Source organism: Gloeobacter kilaueensis JS1, assembly GCF_000484535.1.
In the GTDB taxonomy this organism is placed as follows: Bacteria; Cyanobacteriota; Cyanobacteriia; order Gloeobacterales; family Gloeobacteraceae; genus Gloeobacter; species Gloeobacter kilaueensis.
Window position 1 is genome coordinate 4,035,773 of sequence record NC_022600.1, and the last position, 17,341, is coordinate 4,053,113.

Here is a 17,341-nt window from a genome sequence, read left to right on the forward strand (position 1 = left end):
AAGGACAGCCGAAAAACTCCGTCAGCTTGAGGGAGTTAAAGGAGAAACCGCTGAGCGCCCCTGCCGCTACTGCTGGCCGTTCTGCTCGCCGCGCTGCTGGAGAATGTCGAGTATCCGCCGGTTCTCTGTCTGCAATCCCCGGATGTAACCGGAGTTCTCATCGACTCGCACTACTAAGGCATCGAAACGCTCGATAAGGTCGTCGGCCACATCGACCAGGCCAGCAATGGCATTGACTGCCATATTGTTTGCCTCAGCTACTTGAACCGTCAGATCCGCAATAGCCCGGCTGTTGGCATCTACCTGCTGCTGCGTGACAGCCTGCTGCCGAATGAGCACTTCGAGGGCGGTCTCGATGCGATCAAGACGGCTGCCAGAGCCAGAATCGCGCTGGCCGTTACCAGTGGTCATCCCTGCTCTCCTTTGCCCTTGTCGTCGGGGACGTACTTCAATAGGTTGCCAAGCTCACACTCAAAGGTGCGGTGGTGAGTGCGCTGGGGCCGCCTCGCTCCAGCCGATAAGCCTATGAACCGGTACTCTTTCCCTCTGCCGGCAATGGCGGGATCGACATCCAGTAGTCAGGCAGCATGGAAACTTCAACAAATGTATACCCATTGGAATGGTACCAGCGGCCATTTTTGAACTCCACCAACTGGAAGTTCATCCCGCCAAAGACTGGGTGATTCAAACATGCCAAAACGTGCTCGCCCTCTGGAGGCATCTCGTCATTTGGGGACTTCCAGGACGATTGCTGTTTACTCACGAATTTAACCTCTTGCTGTTTGAAGTGTAGCCCGGCAAGGGCCGGGCACTTCCGCAAAGGCTCTGCAATGCGACCGTAGGAGCTTACGATGCTGCCCTTAATTTTCGTCGCCGCCTGGCTTTTCGGGGACGTACTTCAGCACATCGCCGGGCGTGCAAGTCAACGCTGCGCAAATCGCGTCTACGACATGTTTATCGGGATACACGCTGCCGTCATTGTTGATGCGGTAAAGCGTGTTCGTCGGCACCCCCGTCATTTTTGAGAGCCGGTAGACGGTGATGCCGTGCTGCTTGAGGAGGTCTTTGAGCCTGTTGGTCACGGTCACAGATTTACTCTACCAGTTCAAAATAACACATACTGCCATAGAACGACGATATTATGGGATGCAGTTGTAATGTTACATGCTACTATGTAATAATTAGAGCATAAAGAGAGCGGTCCCGCCTGGCAGCAAAGTCCGCTCTCCAACCCCGAAAGGAGTCCCCATCATGATTGCACAGTCCAACAGTCCTTACACGATCGCCGCTGCCGCCCGCATCCTGGGCGTAGCTGCTACCGCTATCCGCGAGGTGCGCGGTGCTTTCAACTGCCTGCTGGTGGTCTTTCGTCACGCTCGCGCCCGGTTCGTCTCGGCTGCTGCATTCTAGGAAGACTACGCGGCGCTACCGGCCACGGGCGCTCTTGCCCTTACTGGTGAGGTCCATCATCAGGGCGGCGGCTGCTACCTCGTCCGGGGAAGCTCGGGCGACCTCCACGCCGTCGATGTGCCCTTCGAGGGTTGCGACTGCCCAGACCACAAATTCCGGGCTCGGCGGTGCAAACACCTCGTTCTGGCCGCTGCTGCCGAGGCGCTGCGCACTGCCGTAGCCCCGACTCCGCTCACTGCTGCCAACGTCGGTTAGGGGAGGGACGACATCATGCAGACACCTCAGGGGCGTTGCCCCAACGCCCCCAAGTTCATCAAGCTGGGCGAGCGCATCCTGGGCCTCGCCCACGTCGTCAGCATCGACTTCTACGTCAGCAAGGCCAACAGCCTGGAGGCCCGCGTCACCCTCACCGGCCAGTTTGACGATGGCAACGGGAGCGAGCCGCGCTCGATGACCTTCGGAGGCAAGTGGGCGGAGGCTCTGGCCGACTACTTCAACACCGATGTGGCCCCGCGCAGCTTCCGGCGGTTTATCGCTAATGCCCATCTGTATTATTCAAGAAGGAACTCAAATCATGCCTGAACTTTCACCAACAATGGAACTCCGCTGTCTTGCCCAAACCCTCGCCAATCAGGCCGAACGGGCAATCAATTTTTCCTGTGCGCTCCGCATCCTTGCAGAGGGTGCTTCCAGAGCCGATTCAGGCGATTTGCAGCGGGCTCTGCAGTTTATGGGCTCGATTGCAGACAACGAATTCTGTGACATCAGCGATAACGCGCTCAAGCTCAAGAGTCTTCTGGGGCTCAACTAACAGCCGCCTACCACGAACGCAGCCCTCAGCCTTCTGGGGACTTTCTATTGTCCATTCATCCACCCACACTACGCGCACAATCACCATGAACCTCGTACAACCGCTCGCCATCCCTCCCCGCCTGCAGACGCCCAGGATGACCGACATCCTCGAACTCGGTCAGATGCTCGGGCCTGCCATCTGGAACCTGCGGCAGTTGCCCTCAGTGGAGTAGACATAGCCTTTCTGCGGCTCTGAGCGGTGATCATTGCCTCCCGCACCCATCCGGCTCCTCCGGTTCCCCTGGCGATCGAGCGGCCTGCCTTCTGTACAAAGGGGGCAAGACGCGAAAGCGGTAAACTTGGGAGCCTGTAGAGGGTTTGCCCGCGAGCTTTCTGTGAGGAGCCTGGCCAGTCATGTTGCTTCCCAACCACGAACGAGCCACGATCGACGTCGAGGGCAAGCTCAGAGGCTACTGCCTCAATCCCGACCACCCAATAAGGAAAGCACAAGGCCCGCGTGTTCAAAGCTGCTCTCGGTTTTAGCGCCGACGACGCAGAGGCTCTAGCGGACCTCATTCGCCAAGCCATCGCCATTCACGATGCCATTTTGTTAGGAGACAATGAGGTGGGAACGGGCACCCGCTACCGGGTGGACTTCGATGTTCCAGGCCAGGAGCGCATCGTCACCATCCGCACTGGGTGGAACGTAGACCAGGGCAGTGAAACCGTTCGTCTGACCACCTGTTTCGTCCTCGAAGGGTAAAGCTATGGATACGGATATCAACCTGCATGACGTGGTTGAGTTGCTGGTAGACCTGAATGAGCCGCACCTGCGGCAGGGTAGCACCGGCACCGTCGTAGACCGGTGGGCGAGCGGCGAGTACGAGGTCGAGTTCAGCGACGAGACGGGCCGGGCTCTGGCGATGGTGGCTCTCACACCCGCTCAGTTCCGGGTGGTCTGGAAGCTACCCAGCGGTGGGAAGATCCGCACATGAACCGGCCCGACTTCTCCGCTATGACCCTCGCTGAACTGAAAGCCCACATGCTCGCCCATCGGGAAGATGCCGAGGCTTTCTACGCTTACATGGACCGTTCCGACGCCGAGCGCCCTGTGCTCGCCATCTTTGAATCGGGTGAACCTCTGACTCAGGGAGCGCTCGATCGCATCCGTCGGGAGCGGCACAAGCAGAGTAAAAGCTGAGGAGCGTTGGTGCCGTCCAGGCTGCGGGCCGTTGTCCCAACGGCCCCGAGGCACGTCCGGCAACACCCCTGAAAATTAGTGACGCTAGTAGTGACGGATTGCTGGAAATACTGTCCAGAGCTTATCAGCGCCGGTCTTAAAAACCGGAGAAGGGAAACCTTCCGTGGGTTCGAATCCCACCCTCTCCGCTTACATTTCAGCCCCAAACCCTTTTGGAATGGGGCTTTTTAGTGTTCGCGCTCTTCCCAGGCGACAGGGACAGACGTGTACAGAGTGGTATGGAAAGGGATAGAATTTAGCCACGCTCTGAGAGCTTGTTTATAAAGTCGCTTCAGATTTTGGTGGGTGCAAGCGCTTGAGCATCAGTCGGATCATCGACACGTACACCATCGCTTCATGCGTCTCCGGCCATTGCTCATAATCTTTACTCAAACGACGACAGCGACCTAGCCAACCAAACGTTCGTTCCACCACCCATCGTTGGCGCTGCACCACAAAACCCTTGCCCTGCTTTTCGACGATTTGTACCTTCCAGCCACAGACCCGCTCGATTGCCTCACCTAAAGGTCCCTGATAACCCTGGTCAGCCATCACCGTCAAAAGGCGCGGTTGCTGGTCTTTCATGCCCATCAGCACCCCCACTGCTCCCTGGCTGTCATGGATGTTGGCCGCATGCACAAAGACAAACAGGAGCAAGCCAAGGCTGTCTACGGCGATATGGCGCTTGCGGCCCTTGAGCTTTTTGTTGCCGTCGTAGCCCGTCTCGAAGCCCCTTTTTCTGTGCTCTTGACTGACTGGCTGTCGAGTAAGGCCAAGCTGGGGTCCGCCTCCCGCCCGGCCTGCAGGCGCACCCGCTGCCTGAGAGTGCGGTTGATCGCCTCCCAGACGCCTTTATTTCTCCAGCGGGCAAAGTAAGCGTAGACCGTCTGCCAGGCCGGGAACTCACTGGGCAACATCCGCCATTGGCAACCGGTGCGGTTGAGGTAGAAGATGGCGTTGAGCACCTCGCGCAAGTCGGTCGTGCGCGGGTGGCCGCCAAACTTCGCGGCTGGCAACAGCGGAGCAATGCAGTTCCACTCTTGGTCAGTGAGATCGGTTGGATAGGGCTTGCGAGACATCGGCACAGGGTAATTATCTGCGTAGACTATAGCTCCTTCCTATCTTTATAAACAAGCTCTGATTGGTCATCTCCACCAGCATCCCCAGGTTCTGAAGTTCGCTGGTAGTGTTCACAGTTAGCCCGCTATGAGTAACCATAGAGGGGTAAGCAGGGCTCACCGGGTATGAAGTATACGGACTATCTGGAGTTTTTGAGTCCCGAAGAGATCCGCATTCGGGGACGACGCATCGGCCTGGAGAACATCCTGTGGCGGTATCTGGCCCTTAAGCAGACGCCGGAGCAGATAGCGGCAGAGTACCTGGACCTGGCCATAGAGGCGGTAGAGGCCGCCATCGCCTACTACCGCGACCATCAAATAGAGATGAACGCCTACCTGGATGCCTGGCTTGCGCAGTCCAATCAATTGATAGAAGCTCAGGAACGCAACCCCTCGCCGGGAATAGCGCGGCTCACAGCCTTCAAAGCTGATGGGCGGGCGCGGCAGAAGACCGTGTGAGCCTGCAGTTCCTCATCGACGAAAACCTGTCAAATCAGTACTGCATACAACTGTTGCGCCGCTCTCCGCAGCTGGTAGTTCATGCAATTGGGCAGGAGGGAGTGCCAGGGTATGGTGCTCCGGATCCTGAAATCTTGCGGTGGTGCGAGGACAACGATTTTGTACTGGTGACGGAAGATCGCCGCTCAATGCCTGGCCATCTCGAAGCCCACCTGGCGGCAGGGGGGCACGTTCCTGGTATCTTGACCCTCAGACCCTGGGCAAGCATGGGAGAGGTGATCGAGGAACTCCTGCTGCTGGCGGATGTAGCCGTTCCCGACGACCTGCGCGATCAGCTCGTCTTCATCCCTGTCTGATGAAAATTAACCACTCTCGTAACGACAAATTTCTGTAAATTCCTCCAGTTGTGCATCAGAGCCGGTCTTGCAAACCGGAGAAGGGAAACTTTCCGTGGGTTCGAATCCCACCCTCTCCGCTTACATTTCAGCCTCAAACCTTTACGGGATGGGACTTTTTAGTCATTTCCCTTCTGTCAGTTTATGCAGAATCTGGCCGGGCAGGCACTAGCTCAGATTCGAGCGCTCCGGCGCGTGACCGTCGCGCTCCAGCTCGGCGAGGGCCGCCCGACCAGCGGCGGTGAGCCGCACATTATCGACATCGACCGCCCCGACGATCGGCACGTTGTCGCGCGGATCGGGGGCCGCCTCGACGCGGGGCCGCTCCCGCTCGGGGATCGGCGCGGGGGGCAGTTTGTCAGGCTCCTCTGCTTCTCCTACCTGCTTTGCCTCGTTATAGCCGCCCCTTTCGAGCCTGCGGTCGCCGTAGGAGCCGGGCTCGAAATCTCCCACGAGCATTCCTTTTTGATAGATGTAATCGATGTGGCCGATAATCTCAGCGGGAGTGGCATCGAGGTGGGTAAAGTCCCGCTCGGATAGAGCAGGTACCGGCTGCACCTCCTCCTCTTCGAGCGCCTGTACGTGGGACAAAATAGCGTACAGCAAATCCCGACGAATCTTGACTGGCATGGCATTCTCCTGACTGTGTCTTGAGTGTACCAGTACAGACATTCGCGGTTGATCAGCCCTGCGATAGAGCCTGTGGGGCTCCGCTGCCCTTCTGTCTTTGCTGACAATGGCTGCGCAGTATATCTATCTTTAGAGGTATGATGGCGGTGGTCCACTTGTTCAACTCCCGCTTCCTCCGGCGGGCGGCCTCCAGGAAAAACGCTCGTGCCAGTTGCAAAACTTTTTTGTACAGCCTTCGGAACGGTCCTCTTTCTTTATCAGGGTGAACGTTCTTTCAATCAAACGCCCTGCCACTGCTGGCAGGTAGCCGTCCAGCCTTCGAGCCGTACTCTATTTATCTCCCAGCAGGCCATCCCCTGCGAAGCGGAGCGCGAGCCGGGGCTTGAGGATGCCGAGGCGATTGCGATGATGCTCGCCCGCCGGGCCGGTTACCGCTAAGCTCCGCTCACCCACCTGGCGTCGAACTGGTAGAAGGGACCGGCGGCGGGGCTGGGGGCGTGAGTTGGGAGCGCACGTCGTTGAGGGCCTGCTCGACGGCAACGGCATCGAGATAATGGGCCTTTACTTCGCCATTGGTATCGAGTAAAAAGACGTGCAGGTGGTTGTCGAGGCTCTCGCGCTCCTTCTGCTCCGGGCTTTTATAGCGGCTGGTGGTGCGCCGGGGGGGTTCTTTAAACAGGGCGTATTCGGGGCGGGGACTGGCAGCGAGTAGGGCCTGGCGCAGCCGGCCTTCCCAATCGAGGACGAAGAAGGTGTCCGCCACCGGTGGCTGGTAGGTTCTGCCTGCCGCTGTATATTCAGCCTTGATCCGGTCCATCTCGGCTGCGTCGCGCTCTTTGATCGTGTCGATCACGATATCTTCGGCGAAGCTGGGCACACCGACCAGGTTGACGACCCGGATGAGCTGGAAGCGGGGGTTGTCGCCAAAGGCGGATAGCAGAGCCTGATCGACCACTGCCCCGACATCTTTGGTGTCGTTGCTGCTTGCAATCACGACCGTCACCCTGTCCTTGAGCCGATCGAGGCTTATGGGTTTGCCCTGCCAATCGACGCCCGGTCCCTGGGTGAGGGGCGAGGCAGCGAGGAGCGGCGAGGCCCAGGCCATCCCCAGCGCCAGGGTGAGGGCGACGATCGCGATCTTGCACGGCTGCGGCACCGACATTCCTCCAGAGATGGCCCGTCCGCACCATCATGGCGGACGGGCTGTGCCTTTATTTTCTGCCCCCAGGTAGACTCAACGCTCAAGCAGCACTTCTTTGTCTGGGGCAGCCTGTCTGCGCGCCCGCCAGAGCGAGGCGACGACCGCAACGGCGAGGATAAGTGCGATCACCCCCAGCGACAGGGCGATCGGGATCTTGTAGATATCCACCAGCAGCATCTTGGCACCGACGAAGGTGAGGACTGCCGCGAGCCCCTGCTTGAGGTAGTAGAACTTGTCGATCACCCCGGCGAGCACAAAGTAGAGCGAGCGCAACCCGAGGATGGCAAAGACGTTCGAGGTGTAGACGATGAACGGGTCGGTGGTGACCGCAAAGATCGCCGGGATCGAATCGACGGCGAAGATCAAGTCGGTCGTCTCGACCAAGAGCAGCACCAGAAACAAGGGCGTCACCACCCACTGCCCGGCCCGCTTCAGCAAAAAGCGATCTTCGACAAAATCGTCGGTGACCGGCAGCAACCGGCGGGCAAGCTTGAGGACCGGGTTGTCGGTGATGTCCTTTTCTTTTTTGGCGGGCAGGGCCATCTTGATGCCAGTGAAAATCAAGAAGGCACCGAATAGATAAATGATCCAGTGAAAGTGCTCCAGCAGGGCCGCCCCGGCAATAATCAATATCGCCCGCATGACTAGCGCCCCGAGTACTCCCCAGAACAGGACGCGGTGCTGGTAGATGGCCGGGACGCTGAAGGCCGAAAAGATGAGCACAAAGACAAAGATGTTATCGACGCTCAGCGATTTTTCGATGAGATAACCGGTCAAAAACTGCAGCGCCGGTTCCGGTCCCATCCAAAAGTACAGCCCGGCGTTGAAGGCGAGCGCCAGTCCAATCCAGACGCCACTCCAGCCCAGTGCCTCCTTGAAGGAGACGGCGTGCGCCTTGCGATGAAATACCCCCAGATCGAGGGCGAGCATCGCCAGTACGAAGAGGTTAAAGCCTACCCAAATCCAGATCGAATCCACAGTTGACCTCCAGCAGGAGCCGCAGGAACGGTGCTTCGCAGCAAAACCCCACGGCAAGTTCTTGTCGTGGTGGTCTCGCCAGTCGTGCCTGGGCACTTGCTACCGACCGGAGGTAAACAACCCCGGGCTGACGGCCGGTCGCCCTGCAGATGCAGGTGGCTACTCCCCATCCATCTTCAAAGTAACAGATGAATGTACAGTCGAGTCGATTTTCAGACACTAATTTTTGGAACCGCCGGCAATTCAGGGTATGGTCTGCCAGGGCGGCGGCAGGGGCGTCCAATCGGGGAACTGCCGCTTCGGGTGTTTGTGGCGGTAGAGCATGTCCGCCACCGGCCTGCCCGCGACAAGGTGTTCTCTGACCAGTTGGGGCACCTCCTCCGGTCGCACCCGGTCGTACCAGACTTCCTGGTGGGTGGCAGGCTGAACGACGATGAGCATCGGGCCGTTGCCGCACTGGCCGAGGCAGCCGGTCTGCTCGATCTGGACGCGTTCGGCGAGCCCCTGGTGGATAATCTCCGCTTCGAGGGCAGCGAGTACCCGGTCGCCACCGTCGCGGCGGCAGGTGCGGTTCTGACAGGCAAAAATCTGGATTGGCAGGGACACGACAGAGTCGGCAGTGATCGCCTGCCCAGTCTAGCGCTGCCGAATACCAGTCGGCTTTTTATCCGCTCAAGTCTCTGGCCGTTCGCGAAACAAAATGGCCAGCAGGCCGTCCCGGCTCGTCATCACCGAGAGGGTAAGCCGGTGTTCATCGATCGACACATTCTGAATCGCTACAGGATCGTGGCTGGACAGCCGCTCGATGACTTCCATAGCCGCTACAAGCTTCTCGATATCAGCAGTATCCATCGTCGGCTGTTGGTAAACAGAAAGCAGGACAATCGTCGGACAAAATGAACAACAGGTCAATACATAAGTGTGATGGTTCCTTGACGTGGATCTGTATTCCTACAAGATCTGCCCTGGACACCCAGCCGTCCTAGCTGCTGCCAGGAAGCTTTTGTTGCAACTGCTGGAGAGTTTGCTGGGCCTTGGCGTTGTCCGGGTTGAGTTCGACGGCCAGCTTGAGGGCGTCGAGGGCTTCTTCGTTGCGGCTGAGGGCGAGGTACGAAAAACCGATGAGGGAGGCGGCGAAGGATTTGTCTGTTGAATCTTCGGTCAATCGAAAAGCCTGCTGGGCCTCCTGGATCGCTCCGTCGTACCAGTTGTCGCCGTAGTAAGCCTGAGCGAGGCTCAGGTGCGCCCGTGCCCAGTGGGGCTGCAACTGGGCGGCCTGGCGCAGGGCTTTTTGACCGGCGGGTGTTTGAGAAGCGGCTTCTCCGTTCATCAGGTAATATTCGGCGAGCATCTGGGTGCTGAAGCGGCCAAAGGCGGCAAAGCCCCCCAGGAAGGTGAAGATCGCTCCCAGCACCAGCAATTTGATGATCTGCCACTGCCGGTAGGAAGCATTGGCCAGCCAGAAGAGCACCCCTTTAGCCATCGCCCTTGTCCTGGAAGGCGCTGCGCTCCGCTGCTTCGAGAGCCTCACCGCGCAGGACGCGCAGGATGTCGTCGCCGTAGAGTGATTCGCGCTCCAGCAGGGCCGCTGTCAGCCGGGCGTGCTCCTCGCTGTGCTCTTGCAAGATTGAGCGGGTTTGTTCTTTTGCCTCGCGCAGCAGCGCTTCGACCGCCCGATCGAGCCGTTGTTTGGTCTGCTCGGAGATCATCCGGCCACTGGCCGCCTCCAGGGCAACCTGGTCGTAATCCGCCAGAAAATCGTCGCTCATCCCCAACTGCCAGACGTAGCGGTGGGCGAGGCTGGCGGCGCGCTGCAGGTCCGCCCCGGCTCCGGTGGTGATCGTGCCGTAAAACAGTTCTTCGGCGACCCGCCCACCAAAGAGCACCTGCAATTCGGCGCGGATGCTCTCGCGGGTCTCAAAAGAAAGCTGCTCCTCGTCGCTCACCGACCAGCTATAACCGGCGGTCCCTTCGAGGTTGGGGATGATCGTGAGCTTGTGCAGGATGCGCAAGGGCCGGGCGTGGTGCTCGACGACGGCATGGCCCGCCTCGTGGATCGCCACCAGGCGGCGATCTTCGGCGTTTACCTTGCGCCGCGAGTTCATGCCGAAGGCGACCCGCTCGATGCCCTGGTTGAGGTCGAACTGGGTAATCTGCTCGTGGCCGTCGCGCAGGGCGATAAAGCTCGCCTCGTTGACGCTGGCGGCGATCTCAGCTCCTGAAAGATTCCACGAGGCGCGGGCAAGCTGGCGGCACTGGATGCCGGGGGCCGCCTGGACGTTGCGCAGGTAGTAGGCAAAAAGCTGCTCGCGCGCGTCGAGGTCAGGCAGAGGAACGGTCACGGTGCGGTCGAGCCGTCCGGGTCTCAGCACTGCCGGATCGAGGCTGTCGAGGCGGTTGGTCGCTCCGATCGTGAGCACGTTGGAGCGGCCAAAGCCGTCGAGTTCGACCAGAAACTGGTTGAGGGTGCGGTCGGCTTCGCCGCTCATGTCGAGGCCGCGCCGGGCAGCGAGGGCGTCGATTTCATCGATGAACACGATCGCCGCCTTGTGCTTGCGTGCCTGGCGGTAGACCTGGCGGACGCGGGCGGCCCCGAGCCCCACCCAGACTTCGGTAAAATCGGCTCCCGAGAGCGAGTAGAAGGGCACGCCCGCCTCGTTGGCGATCGCCTTGGCAAGCAGGGTCTTGCCGGTACCCGGCGGCCCGACGAACAAAAAACCGCGCGGCACCTTGGCACCGATGCGGCGGTAGCGATCCGGCGAGCGCAGAAAGTCGATGTATTCTTGCACCTCGCCCTTCGCTTCGTCACAGCCGATCACATCGCCCATGCGCACGCTCAGATCGCCGGAGCGGCTCATGACGAAAGTGCCGGAGCGCCGCTCAAGGGTAGCGGACACTTTGTCGATGGCAGCGGCCAGATCGGCGTTGTCGAGCTGTGCATGGCCGGCCCTCACCGCCAGCAAAGCAGCCTCGTTGACCGCCCGGCGGATCTCGGCGGGGGTAAAATTTACCGCCAGCTTCGCCGCAGCGAGCGGGTCGGCGCTGCTCTGGGTGAGCGCGAGGTAAGTGCGAAAGAGCTTTTCGCGGTCCGCCTCGGCGGGCGGGCCGATATAAATTTGCCAGTCGAGGCGACCGGGGCGCATCACCGCTGCGTCCACCTGATCTTCGAGGTTGGTGGCCCCGATCGTGATCACGGAGCTATTGACCTCGAAGCCGTCCAGTTCGTTCAAAAAAGCGTTGAGGGTATTGCTGTCGCCCTCGAAGGTGCCGAGATTGGTGCCCCGCGCTTTTGCAAGAACTTCTATCTCGTCGATGAAGACGATCGCCCGTGGATGGCGGCGGGCCTTGCGGTAGATCTGGCGGATGCGCTGGGAGCCTACTCCCAGAAACATGTTGGCAAAATCCGCCGCTGCCAGACTAAAAAACGGCACCCCGGCCTCGTTGGCGATGGCGCGGGCAATCATCGTCTTACCGGTGCCCGGCGGCCCGACTAGCAGCACGCCCCGAGGCGTCTCCGCACCGATGGCGCGGTAGGGGGCGGGGCGCTTGAGAATATCGACCAGTTGTTCGAGTTCGAGCTTGGCTTCTTCGAGGCCGATGATGTCAGCAAAGCGCACCTCGCGCTCGCGCTCGCGCTCTCGGAACCTGGCCAGCAACCAGCTACCGCGCTTACGGCGGGCGCTTGCATTCTTGCCCAGGCCCGTGCCGCCCACAAAGATGAGCAGGTAGGCGAAGGCAAAGACCATCCCCTGGATGAGGACGAACAGCAGCGTGCCCAGGAGGCCGATGATACCCTGCAGGATCTCGAAGGCGAGCATAGGGACAGCCCGGAAGTTCTTCTTATCTTAGACTTCGCCCCGGCTGCCTGCCTAAGAACGGCCATTCAATACGGTGAGGCGGTCTGCTGGCCCGATCGCCCTGCAGGAGAACACTCGAAGAACAGTCGCTTTGATTTCAATCACTCCCGTGTCGCCAAAAACTTCTACAAGACAGCCGGACAGGGTAAACGCGGCGTAGTAGACACCGCGTTCAGGATCATTGTTCTTTTTTCTGCTGTTACCGGCTCGATGATGATCGAACCTTGCTATCGACCCGAAATATCTGAATGTGAGAGCCTGAGTGTTGTGCCGTGTCGGGTCGTAGATACGCTGTAATCTCTGTCCTTCGGGCAATTCCACATATATCGGATTGGGGGTCTGAGCAGGTGGGGGCGGATTAATTTTGACCATACCCTGCCGCTTCAGCCTCTTGAAGGACAGCTTCGTAATCTCCTTGCTTCAATGCCTCTTTTGGAGTGCGTCCATCAAGAAACGGGTTGGGACGCACAAACCAACTCAGCTTTGCAAAATCCGAAAACTGCAGAGCTTTTAGAACGGCTGGAAAGCCCCGAAGCACTCCGTCGGGGCCTTCTGGATCGAACTGCCAGAGAGGAAAGCGCAAGGCTCCGTTGTCCTGAACAGCCAGAAGTGTCTGAGCCTTGACCCGGTCGTGGGGCGTCTGACGAGAAGTACCCAATATCTCAGCCACGCGGGAAGCCGTAATGGTGTCGCTCAAGAGCCTGCGACGATACTCAAATGCCTGCGCCAGCGTTTCAAACTCCAGTTCCAAGCGCTCTTTCGGACTGAAGCTGCGCTCAAGCAGCCGGTCTGCCCGCTCATCCATTTTTTGATCCTGTAAGCCGGAATATTTAGTAAGTATGTCCATAAGCTTCTGTTGCTCTTCTTCGTCAAGTGACTTGAGAAGACGGAGCTTTTCTTCGTCTTGCACAGTAAAGCGGGCCATTGCTGATGAGCCTCCTGCGGCTTTAGGCTATAGGCCAAGCTTGACATTCATGTAAGAGATGTCAAGTTGGCTCAGAGAGCTGCGTCGTCTTGCCGGTGCCAAACGGGCCAACCAGCAACACCCCCGAGGCATCTCTGCAGAGACAAAGGCTTGAATCGCCGCTGCTGGGGCCGGAACAATTTTCTGAAATTCTCACCACAGCGACAATCGGGGGATTCAGGAGGATTTAAGAAGGCGCTACTGCAGTGCCGGTGGGAAGGTGGAGCTGAGCGCTTCGTAGGCCAGGCGGGCTGCCGCCTGCTGGGCAAGTTTTTTGGAAGCACCCTCGCCGCTGCCCCAGCACTGGCCCAGTGCCCAGACTTCGTAGCGGAAGGGAGGAGGTGTGCCCACCGGACGGTACTCCGGCAGCTCGCCGTTTGCCAGTCTCTGGGTCAGCTCCTGCAGGGCCGATTTGTGGTTGCCGCGCACCGGATCGGCGAGCACATCCCTGCTCAGGCGCTCAAGGTGCGGCAGCAGCCAGGGTCGCACCAGGCTTAGATCGCTCGTGCTCAGATACAGCGCCCCGATCACCGCCTCGAAGCTGTCGGCCAGCCGGGTCGTCTGGCCCCGCTCGTCTCCGTCCGCTGAACGACCGACGAGCAGGTAGGCACCGAGGCCGTAGTGTTCGGCGAGGCGGGCCAGTTCGCTGTCGCTCACCAGCACCGAGCGCACCGCCGACAGCTCGCCCACCGCCAGATTGGGGTAGGTGCGGTAGAGAAAATCCGACGCAAACCAGCGCAGAACCTCGTCGCCCAAAAATTCGAGCCGGTCGTTGTCTGGACCCCCCTCCTGATCCGCCCAACTCGGGTGGATAAGAGCGAGCTGCAAAAGCTGCCAGTTCACCCGCTCCAGTTCCAGACCAGAAAAACCGGCTGCAAACTGCCGCAGTTGCAGGAGCCGCTCGTCCCCTAGATTGCTAGACATTGCTATCCAGGTAAAAGACGTACTCGTAGCGGTTGTCGCCGCTGGGGCCGGTGCGCTCAAAGCCCAGGTGTTCGTAAAAGCGGATGGCGACAGTGTTGGTGTTGAGCACCGTGAGCGTGCAGCGCTGCACACCCTGGGCCTCCAGTTCTCCCCGTACCAGTTGCCAGAGGGCTGTGCCGAGCCCGAGCCCCTGGCACTCGGGAGCGACGTACAGCCGCGACAGGTGCGCCCTGTCCGCCGCGATCACCGCCTGGGTAAAGCCAATCAAGCCCCCAGCAGGATCTTCTGCCACCCAGAAGCGACCGTCCGCCCGCTCAGCGGCGTAGGCGATGGTTTCAAGATTGTAGGTGTAGCGAATAAATGACTCGATCGCCTCGTCGCTCAACAGACCCCGATAGGTTTGCCACCAGCAACGGGTAGCGAGCGCCTGCAGCGCATCGAAGTCTTCCCGCACCAGGGGGCGCAGATCGACTGGACCAAGGGGGCACAGAACGAGCGCCCGGCGGGTGTAGCGCCCGACGCCCTGCTCGTCGCAGTTGCGCCGCAACTGCACGAGCCGCTTGAGCGTGAGTGGATGCTGCCAGTCCGGTGCCACCTCCGCCAGCGGCACCAGCACGAAGGCCCGCTCCTCCAGGCGCGGATGGGGCAACGTCAGCTCCGGGCTCGCCAGCACGCAGTCGTCGTACCAGAGCAGATCGAGATCGAGGGTACGCGCTCCCCAATGCACCGTCCGTACCCGGCCCGCCTCTACTTCGCGCTGCTGCAGTTCAGCCAGCAATCGCAGCGGCGAGAGGCTGGTCTCGAGCACCAGGCAGCCGTTGATGTAGAGCGGCTGCGGTGGACCGACAGGTTCGGTCTCATACCAGCTTGAAATCGCCTTCACCTCCAGGCCGATCGCTGGTCGGTGCAGCGATCGCACAGCTCTGGTGAGCACGGCAAAGCGCTCCCCCAGATTGGCCCCCAGTGCGATTGCCGCTCTTGCCACGGCGGTTGCCCTCTCTTTTCCCCCAGGATATATTTCGAGAGGGTCTTTCTTCAGCGGTGCTGAAGGTTCAACAAGCGTGTGTCTCTCCTACTAGAGCTGTTTTCTACACCAAAACCGATCGTCGGTGTCGTTCACCTGCTGCCACTGCCGACCTCGCCGCGCTGGTCGGGTTCCCTCGACGCTGTGATTGCCCGCGCCGAGCAGGAGGCGACGGCCCTCGCCACCGGCGGCGTCGATGGGCTCATTGTTGAAAATTATTACGATGCGCCGTTCGTACCGGGCCGCGTCGATCCGGCGGTGGTGGCGGCGATGAGCCTGATCGTCAAGCGCATTTTGCACCTGGTATCGGTGCCGGTGGGTATAAACGTCCTGCGCAACGACGCCCACGCAGCCCTCGCTATCAGTGCCTGCACCGGTGCCCAGTTCATTCGCGTCAACGTCCTGGTGGGCACGATGGCCACCGACCAGGGTCTGATTCAAGGAGAAGCCCACTCGGTCCTGCGCTACCGCCGCGAGCTTGGCACCCGGACGCGCATCTTTGCCGATGTGCTGGTCAAACACGCTTCGCCTCTAGGAAGTACCGATCTCTTTCAGGTGGCCCGCGACACCGTGGAGCGCGGCCTGGCCGACGGCATCATCGTCTCCGGCACCGCCACCGGCAGGCCACCCGACCTTGCCGACCTCGAAACCGCCCGCGCCGCCGTGCCGGAGGTACCGATCTTGATCGGTTCCGGCGCGACGCCCGACAACATTGCCCAACTGCTCGATCTGGCCGACGGTGCAATCGTCGCGAGTGCCCTCAAGCGCTTCGGCAAGCCGGACCAGCCCATCGATCCGCACCGCACCCGCCAGTTCGTCGATGCCAGTCACTATCCCACCAACGGCACGGGCATCAATCCGGGCCTGGTGGCTGACCTCGAAGAAGTCGAGAGCCTGTTTTGAGGCAGGGCAGCTACGAATGACTCAGCTTATACAGTTTTCATGAATCGTCCCTTCGATTTTTCTGCCCAGGCCCGCGAAGAGCGCGCCACCGATCCGGCTTTGCTCGCCTCGGCTCTGGCCCTGATGTACGACCGGGCGATACGCACCGGCTGGGAGCTGGACATGCCCTGCCGGCAGGAGCACGGCGGGGCGTTTCTAGCACGCATTGCAGAGCTGCTGCAGGCCCTCAAGCAACAACCCACCCCAGAAGAAATCTCTAGCTGGGAGCAGTCCCTCACGACTTACCTGGCCGAAGGAGCGCAGCGCGATCCTGCCCCTCGCCTGGCTGTCGCCCTGGAGCTGGCCGACGAGATGTCGGGTCTGGCGGGCGGATTCGTGCTCCAGTTCTCGTTTATCCCCGAAGAAAATCCTGCTGCCCTCCTGGACAGTGGGGCAGCGCCCGACCAACTGCTGCAGGTGCGGGGGGTATTGCGCCTGCCCTGTCTGCCGTCGTTTCTGGGCGAGCAGGTCCGGCTTTTGGGGAACATCCTGCGCGCTCTGGGCCAGCGCCACCTGGGCGCAGAGGATCTGGAGGGCTGGCGCGCCAGCTTTGCACCCCTGCTGCCGGAATGGTTTGCCCAGAGCGCGAATGCCTGTCTGCAGGTCCAGTTTGCTTCCCTCGATCCGGCAATCGGACTTGCGGGCGGCATCGACCTCGAGGTGAGCCGCATCTTTGCATCGATCGAGAGCCACTACCAGCGCTGGAGCCGGACGCGGGAGGGTCCGCTCTTCGGCGAGCATCCAGACGCGATGGCGCTGAACGTGGCCGCTTGCCTGGGCGAAGCTGCCGCTGCCCCTGTGCTCGACGTTGGAGCCGGTACAGGCCGCAACAGCCTCGCTCTTGCCCGCCTGGGCCATCCGGTCGATGCGCTGGAGCTGACGGTCGTGCTCACCGAACAGCTAGACGCCGCAGTAGAAGCCGAAGGACTGCCGGTGCGCGTCCTGCAGGGGGACATCTTCGACGCTGAACTGGCTTTGCCCCCTTCCAGCTACCGGCTCGTGCTGCTCTCGGAGGTGATTGCCTCGCACTTCCGCTCGGTAGACGAGCTGCGGCGGCTACTCATCCGCGCCTGCGAACTGCTCGCACCGGGCGGCATGCTGCTGTTCGACGTTTTTCTGGCCGATCCGGACTTTGAACCTTCTGCTGCGGCCCGCGAGATGTCGCAGCTGTACTGGTGCTGGCTGCTCACCCCCACAGAACTGCAACAAGCACTGGCGGGCCTCCCCCTGGTCCTGGTGGCGGACGAAGCGGTACTCGACTACGAGCGCACCCACCTGCCCCCCGAACTCTGGCCACCGACGCGCTGGTACGTGCAGTGGACGAGCGGGCGCAACCTCTTTCCGGTAGTCGGCAGACCGCCCGTGGAGCGCCACTGGCTGCTCTGCCGCAGGTAGGCGGGGGCAGGA

General features: G+C 60.5%; 26 protein-coding genes, 1 tRNA gene and 1 pseudogene. 13 read left to right on the forward strand and 15 right to left on the reverse strand.

The features are described from left to right. Positions 1 to 66 precede the first annotated feature (66 nt). Both GKIL_RS18605 and GKIL_RS18610 read right to left on the reverse strand, forming a co-directional pair. Entirely contained in the window at positions 67 to 411 is a 345-nt protein-coding gene (locus GKIL_RS18605) for a hypothetical protein (protein ID WP_023175376.1), read from the reverse strand. Positions 412 to 860: 449 nt separating this feature from the next. Next, positions 861 to 1,088, reverse strand: a complete 228-nt coding sequence (locus GKIL_RS18610) for a helix-turn-helix domain-containing protein (RefSeq protein ID WP_023175378.1) — start codon at positions 1,086 to 1,088, stop codon at positions 861 to 863. A gap of 163 nt (positions 1,089 to 1,251) precedes the next feature. On the opposite strand from GKIL_RS18610, the gene GKIL_RS25415 reads away from it, so the two are divergent. Beyond that, complete coding sequence (locus GKIL_RS25415) at positions 1,252 to 1,410, forward strand: hypothetical protein (protein WP_023175379.1); 159 nt, start codon at positions 1,252 to 1,254, stop codon at positions 1,408 to 1,410. Between the two features lie 15 nt (positions 1,411 to 1,425). Here GKIL_RS25415 and GKIL_RS25420 read toward each other — a convergent pair whose 3' ends face one another. Further along, positions 1,426 to 1,587: a hypothetical protein gene (locus GKIL_RS25420; protein WP_187293841.1), complete on the reverse strand. Its 162-nt coding sequence runs from the start codon at positions 1,585 to 1,587 to the stop codon at positions 1,426 to 1,428. 93 nt (positions 1,588 to 1,680) lie between these two features. Between GKIL_RS25420 and GKIL_RS18615 the strand changes: the two genes are divergently transcribed. From GKIL_RS18615 to GKIL_RS25080, 7 genes are all read left to right on the forward strand, one after another. After that, the gene (locus GKIL_RS18615; protein WP_023175381.1) at positions 1,681 to 1,992 is read left to right on the forward strand and encodes a hypothetical protein; all 312 of its coding nucleotides are present in this window, start codon (positions 1,681 to 1,683) and stop codon (positions 1,990 to 1,992) included. Beyond that, positions 1,985 to 2,221: a hypothetical protein gene (locus GKIL_RS18620; RefSeq protein WP_023175382.1), complete on the forward strand. Its 237-nt coding sequence runs from the start codon at positions 1,985 to 1,987 to the stop codon at positions 2,219 to 2,221. The genes GKIL_RS18615 and GKIL_RS18620 overlap by 8 nt, the downstream gene beginning before the upstream one ends. Before the next feature lie 85 nt (positions 2,222 to 2,306). Further along, the gene (locus GKIL_RS25770) at positions 2,307 to 2,435 is read left to right on the forward strand and encodes a hypothetical protein (protein ID WP_023175384.1); all 129 of its coding nucleotides are present in this window, start codon (positions 2,307 to 2,309) and stop codon (positions 2,433 to 2,435) included. A gap of 284 nt (positions 2,436 to 2,719) precedes the next feature. After that, the gene (locus tag GKIL_RS18625; protein WP_023175385.1) at positions 2,720 to 2,965 is read left to right on the forward strand and encodes a DUF6883 domain-containing protein; all 246 of its coding nucleotides are present in this window, start codon (positions 2,720 to 2,722) and stop codon (positions 2,963 to 2,965) included. Positions 2,966 to 2,969: 4 nt separating this feature from the next. Then, positions 2,970 to 3,197: a DUF4926 domain-containing protein gene (locus GKIL_RS18630; RefSeq protein ID WP_023175386.1), complete on the forward strand. Its 228-nt coding sequence runs from the start codon at positions 2,970 to 2,972 to the stop codon at positions 3,195 to 3,197. Then, positions 3,194 to 3,403, forward strand: a complete 210-nt coding sequence (locus GKIL_RS18635; protein ID WP_023175388.1) for a DUF6887 family protein — start codon at positions 3,194 to 3,196, stop codon at positions 3,401 to 3,403. Before GKIL_RS18630 ends, GKIL_RS18635 begins: the two co-directional genes overlap by 4 nt. A gap of 95 nt (positions 3,404 to 3,498) precedes the next feature. Continuing rightward, a tRNA-Leu gene (locus tag GKIL_RS25080) sits at positions 3,499 to 3,591 on the forward strand. Between the two features lie 130 nt (positions 3,592 to 3,721). Here the strand turns inward: GKIL_RS25080 and GKIL_RS23880 are convergent. Beyond that, positions 3,722 to 4,521 (reverse strand): annotated as a pseudogene (locus GKIL_RS23880) (IS5 family transposase). 165 nt (positions 4,522 to 4,686) lie between these two features. Between GKIL_RS23880 and GKIL_RS18650 the strand changes: the two are divergent. Then, positions 4,687 to 5,019 carry a DUF433 domain-containing protein gene (locus GKIL_RS18650; protein ID WP_023175390.1) on the forward strand — a complete coding sequence of 111 codons (333 nt, stop codon included), beginning with the start codon at positions 4,687 to 4,689 and terminating at the stop codon, positions 5,017 to 5,019. Beyond that, positions 5,016 to 5,375: a DUF5615 family PIN-like protein gene (locus GKIL_RS18655; protein WP_023175391.1), complete on the forward strand. Its 360-nt coding sequence runs from the start codon at positions 5,016 to 5,018 to the stop codon at positions 5,373 to 5,375. Before GKIL_RS18650 ends, GKIL_RS18655 begins: the two co-directional genes overlap by 4 nt. Positions 5,376 to 5,582: 207 nt before the next feature. Here GKIL_RS18655 and GKIL_RS18660 read toward each other — a convergent pair whose 3' ends face one another. After that, positions 5,583 to 6,044, reverse strand: a complete 462-nt coding sequence (locus GKIL_RS18660) for a hypothetical protein (RefSeq protein ID WP_023175392.1) — start codon at positions 6,042 to 6,044, stop codon at positions 5,583 to 5,585. Between the two features lie 204 nt (positions 6,045 to 6,248). Here GKIL_RS18660 and GKIL_RS18665 point away from each other — a divergent pair, with 204 nt between their 5' ends. Continuing rightward, positions 6,249 to 6,482 carry a hypothetical protein gene (locus tag GKIL_RS18665; RefSeq protein ID WP_023175393.1) on the forward strand — a complete coding sequence of 78 codons (234 nt, stop codon included), beginning with the start codon at positions 6,249 to 6,251 and terminating at the stop codon, positions 6,480 to 6,482. Between the two features lie 7 nt (positions 6,483 to 6,489). On the opposite strand, the gene GKIL_RS18670 is transcribed toward GKIL_RS18665, so the two are convergent. The 10 genes from GKIL_RS18670 to folK form a co-directional block, all read right to left on the reverse strand. Next, positions 6,490 to 7,200, reverse strand: a complete 711-nt coding sequence (locus GKIL_RS18670; protein WP_023175394.1) for a hypothetical protein — start codon at positions 7,198 to 7,200, stop codon at positions 6,490 to 6,492. Between the two features lie 78 nt (positions 7,201 to 7,278). Further along, the gene (locus tag GKIL_RS18675; protein WP_051382965.1) at positions 7,279 to 8,175 is read right to left on the reverse strand and encodes a TerC family protein; all 897 of its coding nucleotides are present in this window, start codon (positions 8,173 to 8,175) and stop codon (positions 7,279 to 7,281) included. A gap of 291 nt (positions 8,176 to 8,466) precedes the next feature. Continuing rightward, positions 8,467 to 8,829, reverse strand: a complete 363-nt coding sequence (locus tag GKIL_RS18680; RefSeq protein WP_023175396.1) for a (2Fe-2S) ferredoxin domain-containing protein — start codon at positions 8,827 to 8,829, stop codon at positions 8,467 to 8,469. A 66-nt stretch (positions 8,830 to 8,895) separates the two neighbouring features. Next, the gene (locus tag GKIL_RS18685; RefSeq protein ID WP_023175397.1) at positions 8,896 to 9,075 is read right to left on the reverse strand and encodes a hypothetical protein; all 180 of its coding nucleotides are present in this window, start codon (positions 9,073 to 9,075) and stop codon (positions 8,896 to 8,898) included. Positions 9,076 to 9,205: 130 nt separating this feature from the next. Continuing rightward, positions 9,206 to 9,706, reverse strand: coding sequence for a hypothetical protein (locus GKIL_RS18690; protein ID WP_023175398.1), 501 nt, complete (start codon positions 9,704 to 9,706; stop codon positions 9,206 to 9,208). Further along, the gene (locus GKIL_RS23015; RefSeq protein WP_023175399.1) at positions 9,699 to 12,041 is read right to left on the reverse strand and encodes an AAA family ATPase; all 2,343 of its coding nucleotides are present in this window, start codon (positions 12,039 to 12,041) and stop codon (positions 9,699 to 9,701) included. Before GKIL_RS23015 ends, GKIL_RS18690 begins: the two co-directional genes overlap by 8 nt. Before the next feature lie 51 nt (positions 12,042 to 12,092). Continuing rightward, a complete protein-coding gene (locus GKIL_RS25010) occupies positions 12,093 to 12,452 on the reverse strand; it encodes an RES family NAD+ phosphorylase (RefSeq protein ID WP_023175400.1) in 360 nt (119 codons plus the stop codon). Then, entirely contained in the window at positions 12,439 to 13,005 is a 567-nt protein-coding gene (locus GKIL_RS18705; protein ID WP_023175401.1) for a hypothetical protein, read from the reverse strand. Before GKIL_RS18705 ends, GKIL_RS25010 begins: the two co-directional genes overlap by 14 nt. A gap of 237 nt (positions 13,006 to 13,242) precedes the next feature. After that, a complete protein-coding gene (gene rnc / locus GKIL_RS18710; protein ID WP_023175402.1) occupies positions 13,243 to 13,968 on the reverse strand; it encodes a ribonuclease III in 726 nt (241 codons plus the stop codon). After that, positions 13,961 to 14,953 carry a 2-amino-4-hydroxy-6-hydroxymethyldihydropteridine diphosphokinase gene (folK, locus tag GKIL_RS23890; protein WP_023175403.1) on the reverse strand — a complete coding sequence of 331 codons (993 nt, stop codon included), beginning with the start codon at positions 14,951 to 14,953 and terminating at the stop codon, positions 13,961 to 13,963. The genes rnc and folK overlap by 8 nt, the downstream gene beginning before the upstream one ends. 78 nt (positions 14,954 to 15,031) lie before the next feature. Here folK and btpA point away from each other — a divergent pair, with 78 nt between their 5' ends. Further along, positions 15,032 to 15,895, forward strand: coding sequence for a photosystem I biogenesis protein BtpA (gene btpA, locus GKIL_RS18720; protein ID WP_023175404.1), 864 nt, complete (start codon positions 15,032 to 15,034; stop codon positions 15,893 to 15,895). A 39-nt stretch (positions 15,896 to 15,934) separates the two neighbouring features. After that, complete coding sequence (locus GKIL_RS18725) at positions 15,935 to 17,329, forward strand: class I SAM-dependent methyltransferase (protein WP_023175405.1); 1,395 nt, start codon at positions 15,935 to 15,937, stop codon at positions 17,327 to 17,329. Positions 17,330 to 17,341: the final 12 nt, after the last annotated feature.

What these genes read in the sequence shown, in the direction of transcription:
- GKIL_RS18605 (WP_023175376.1), bottom strand. Translation starts at nt 411, where the DNA reads ATGACCACTGGTAACGGCCAGCGCGATTCTGGCTCTGGCAGCCGTCTT.
- GKIL_RS25415 (WP_023175379.1), top strand. Translation starts at nt 1,252, where the DNA reads ATGATTGCACAGTCCAACAGTCCTTACACGATCGCCGCTGCCGCCCGC.
- GKIL_RS18615 (WP_023175381.1), top strand. Translation starts at nt 1,681, where the DNA reads ATGCAGACACCTCAGGGGCGTTGCCCCAACGCCCCCAAGTTCATCAAG.
- GKIL_RS18620 (WP_023175382.1), top strand. Translation starts at nt 1,985, where the DNA reads ATGCCTGAACTTTCACCAACAATGGAACTCCGCTGTCTTGCCCAAACC.
- GKIL_RS25770 (WP_023175384.1), top strand. Translation starts at nt 2,307, where the DNA reads ATGAACCTCGTACAACCGCTCGCCATCCCTCCCCGCCTGCAGACGCCC.
- GKIL_RS18630 (WP_023175386.1), top strand. Translation starts at nt 2,970, where the DNA reads ATGGATACGGATATCAACCTGCATGACGTGGTTGAGTTGCTGGTAGAC.
- GKIL_RS18635 (WP_023175388.1), top strand. Translation starts at nt 3,194, where the DNA reads ATGAACCGGCCCGACTTCTCCGCTATGACCCTCGCTGAACTGAAAGCC.
- GKIL_RS18650 (WP_023175390.1), top strand. Translation starts at nt 4,687, where the DNA reads ATGAAGTATACGGACTATCTGGAGTTTTTGAGTCCCGAAGAGATCCGC.
- GKIL_RS18660 (WP_023175392.1), bottom strand. Translation starts at nt 6,044, where the DNA reads ATGCCAGTCAAGATTCGTCGGGATTTGCTGTACGCTATTTTGTCCCAC.
- GKIL_RS18675 (WP_051382965.1), bottom strand. Translation starts at nt 8,175, where the DNA reads ATGCTCGCCCTCGATCTGGGGGTATTTCATCGCAAGGCGCACGCCGTC.
- GKIL_RS18685 (WP_023175397.1), bottom strand. Translation starts at nt 9,075, where the DNA reads ATGGATACTGCTGATATCGAGAAGCTTGTAGCGGCTATGGAAGTCATC.
- GKIL_RS18690 (WP_023175398.1), bottom strand. Translation starts at nt 9,706, where the DNA reads ATGGCTAAAGGGGTGCTCTTCTGGCTGGCCAATGCTTCCTACCGGCAG.
- GKIL_RS23015 (WP_023175399.1), bottom strand. Translation starts at nt 12,041, where the DNA reads ATGCTCGCCTTCGAGATCCTGCAGGGTATCATCGGCCTCCTGGGCACG.
- GKIL_RS25010 (WP_023175400.1), bottom strand. Translation starts at nt 12,452, where the DNA reads ATGGTCAAAATTAATCCGCCCCCACCTGCTCAGACCCCCAATCCGATA.
- GKIL_RS18705 (WP_023175401.1), bottom strand. Translation starts at nt 13,005, where the DNA reads ATGGCCCGCTTTACTGTGCAAGACGAAGAAAAGCTCCGTCTTCTCAAG.
- rnc (WP_023175402.1), bottom strand. Translation starts at nt 13,968, where the DNA reads ATGTCTAGCAATCTAGGGGACGAGCGGCTCCTGCAACTGCGGCAGTTT.
- GKIL_RS18725 (WP_023175405.1), top strand. Translation starts at nt 15,935, where the DNA reads ATGAATCGTCCCTTCGATTTTTCTGCCCAGGCCCGCGAAGAGCGCGCC.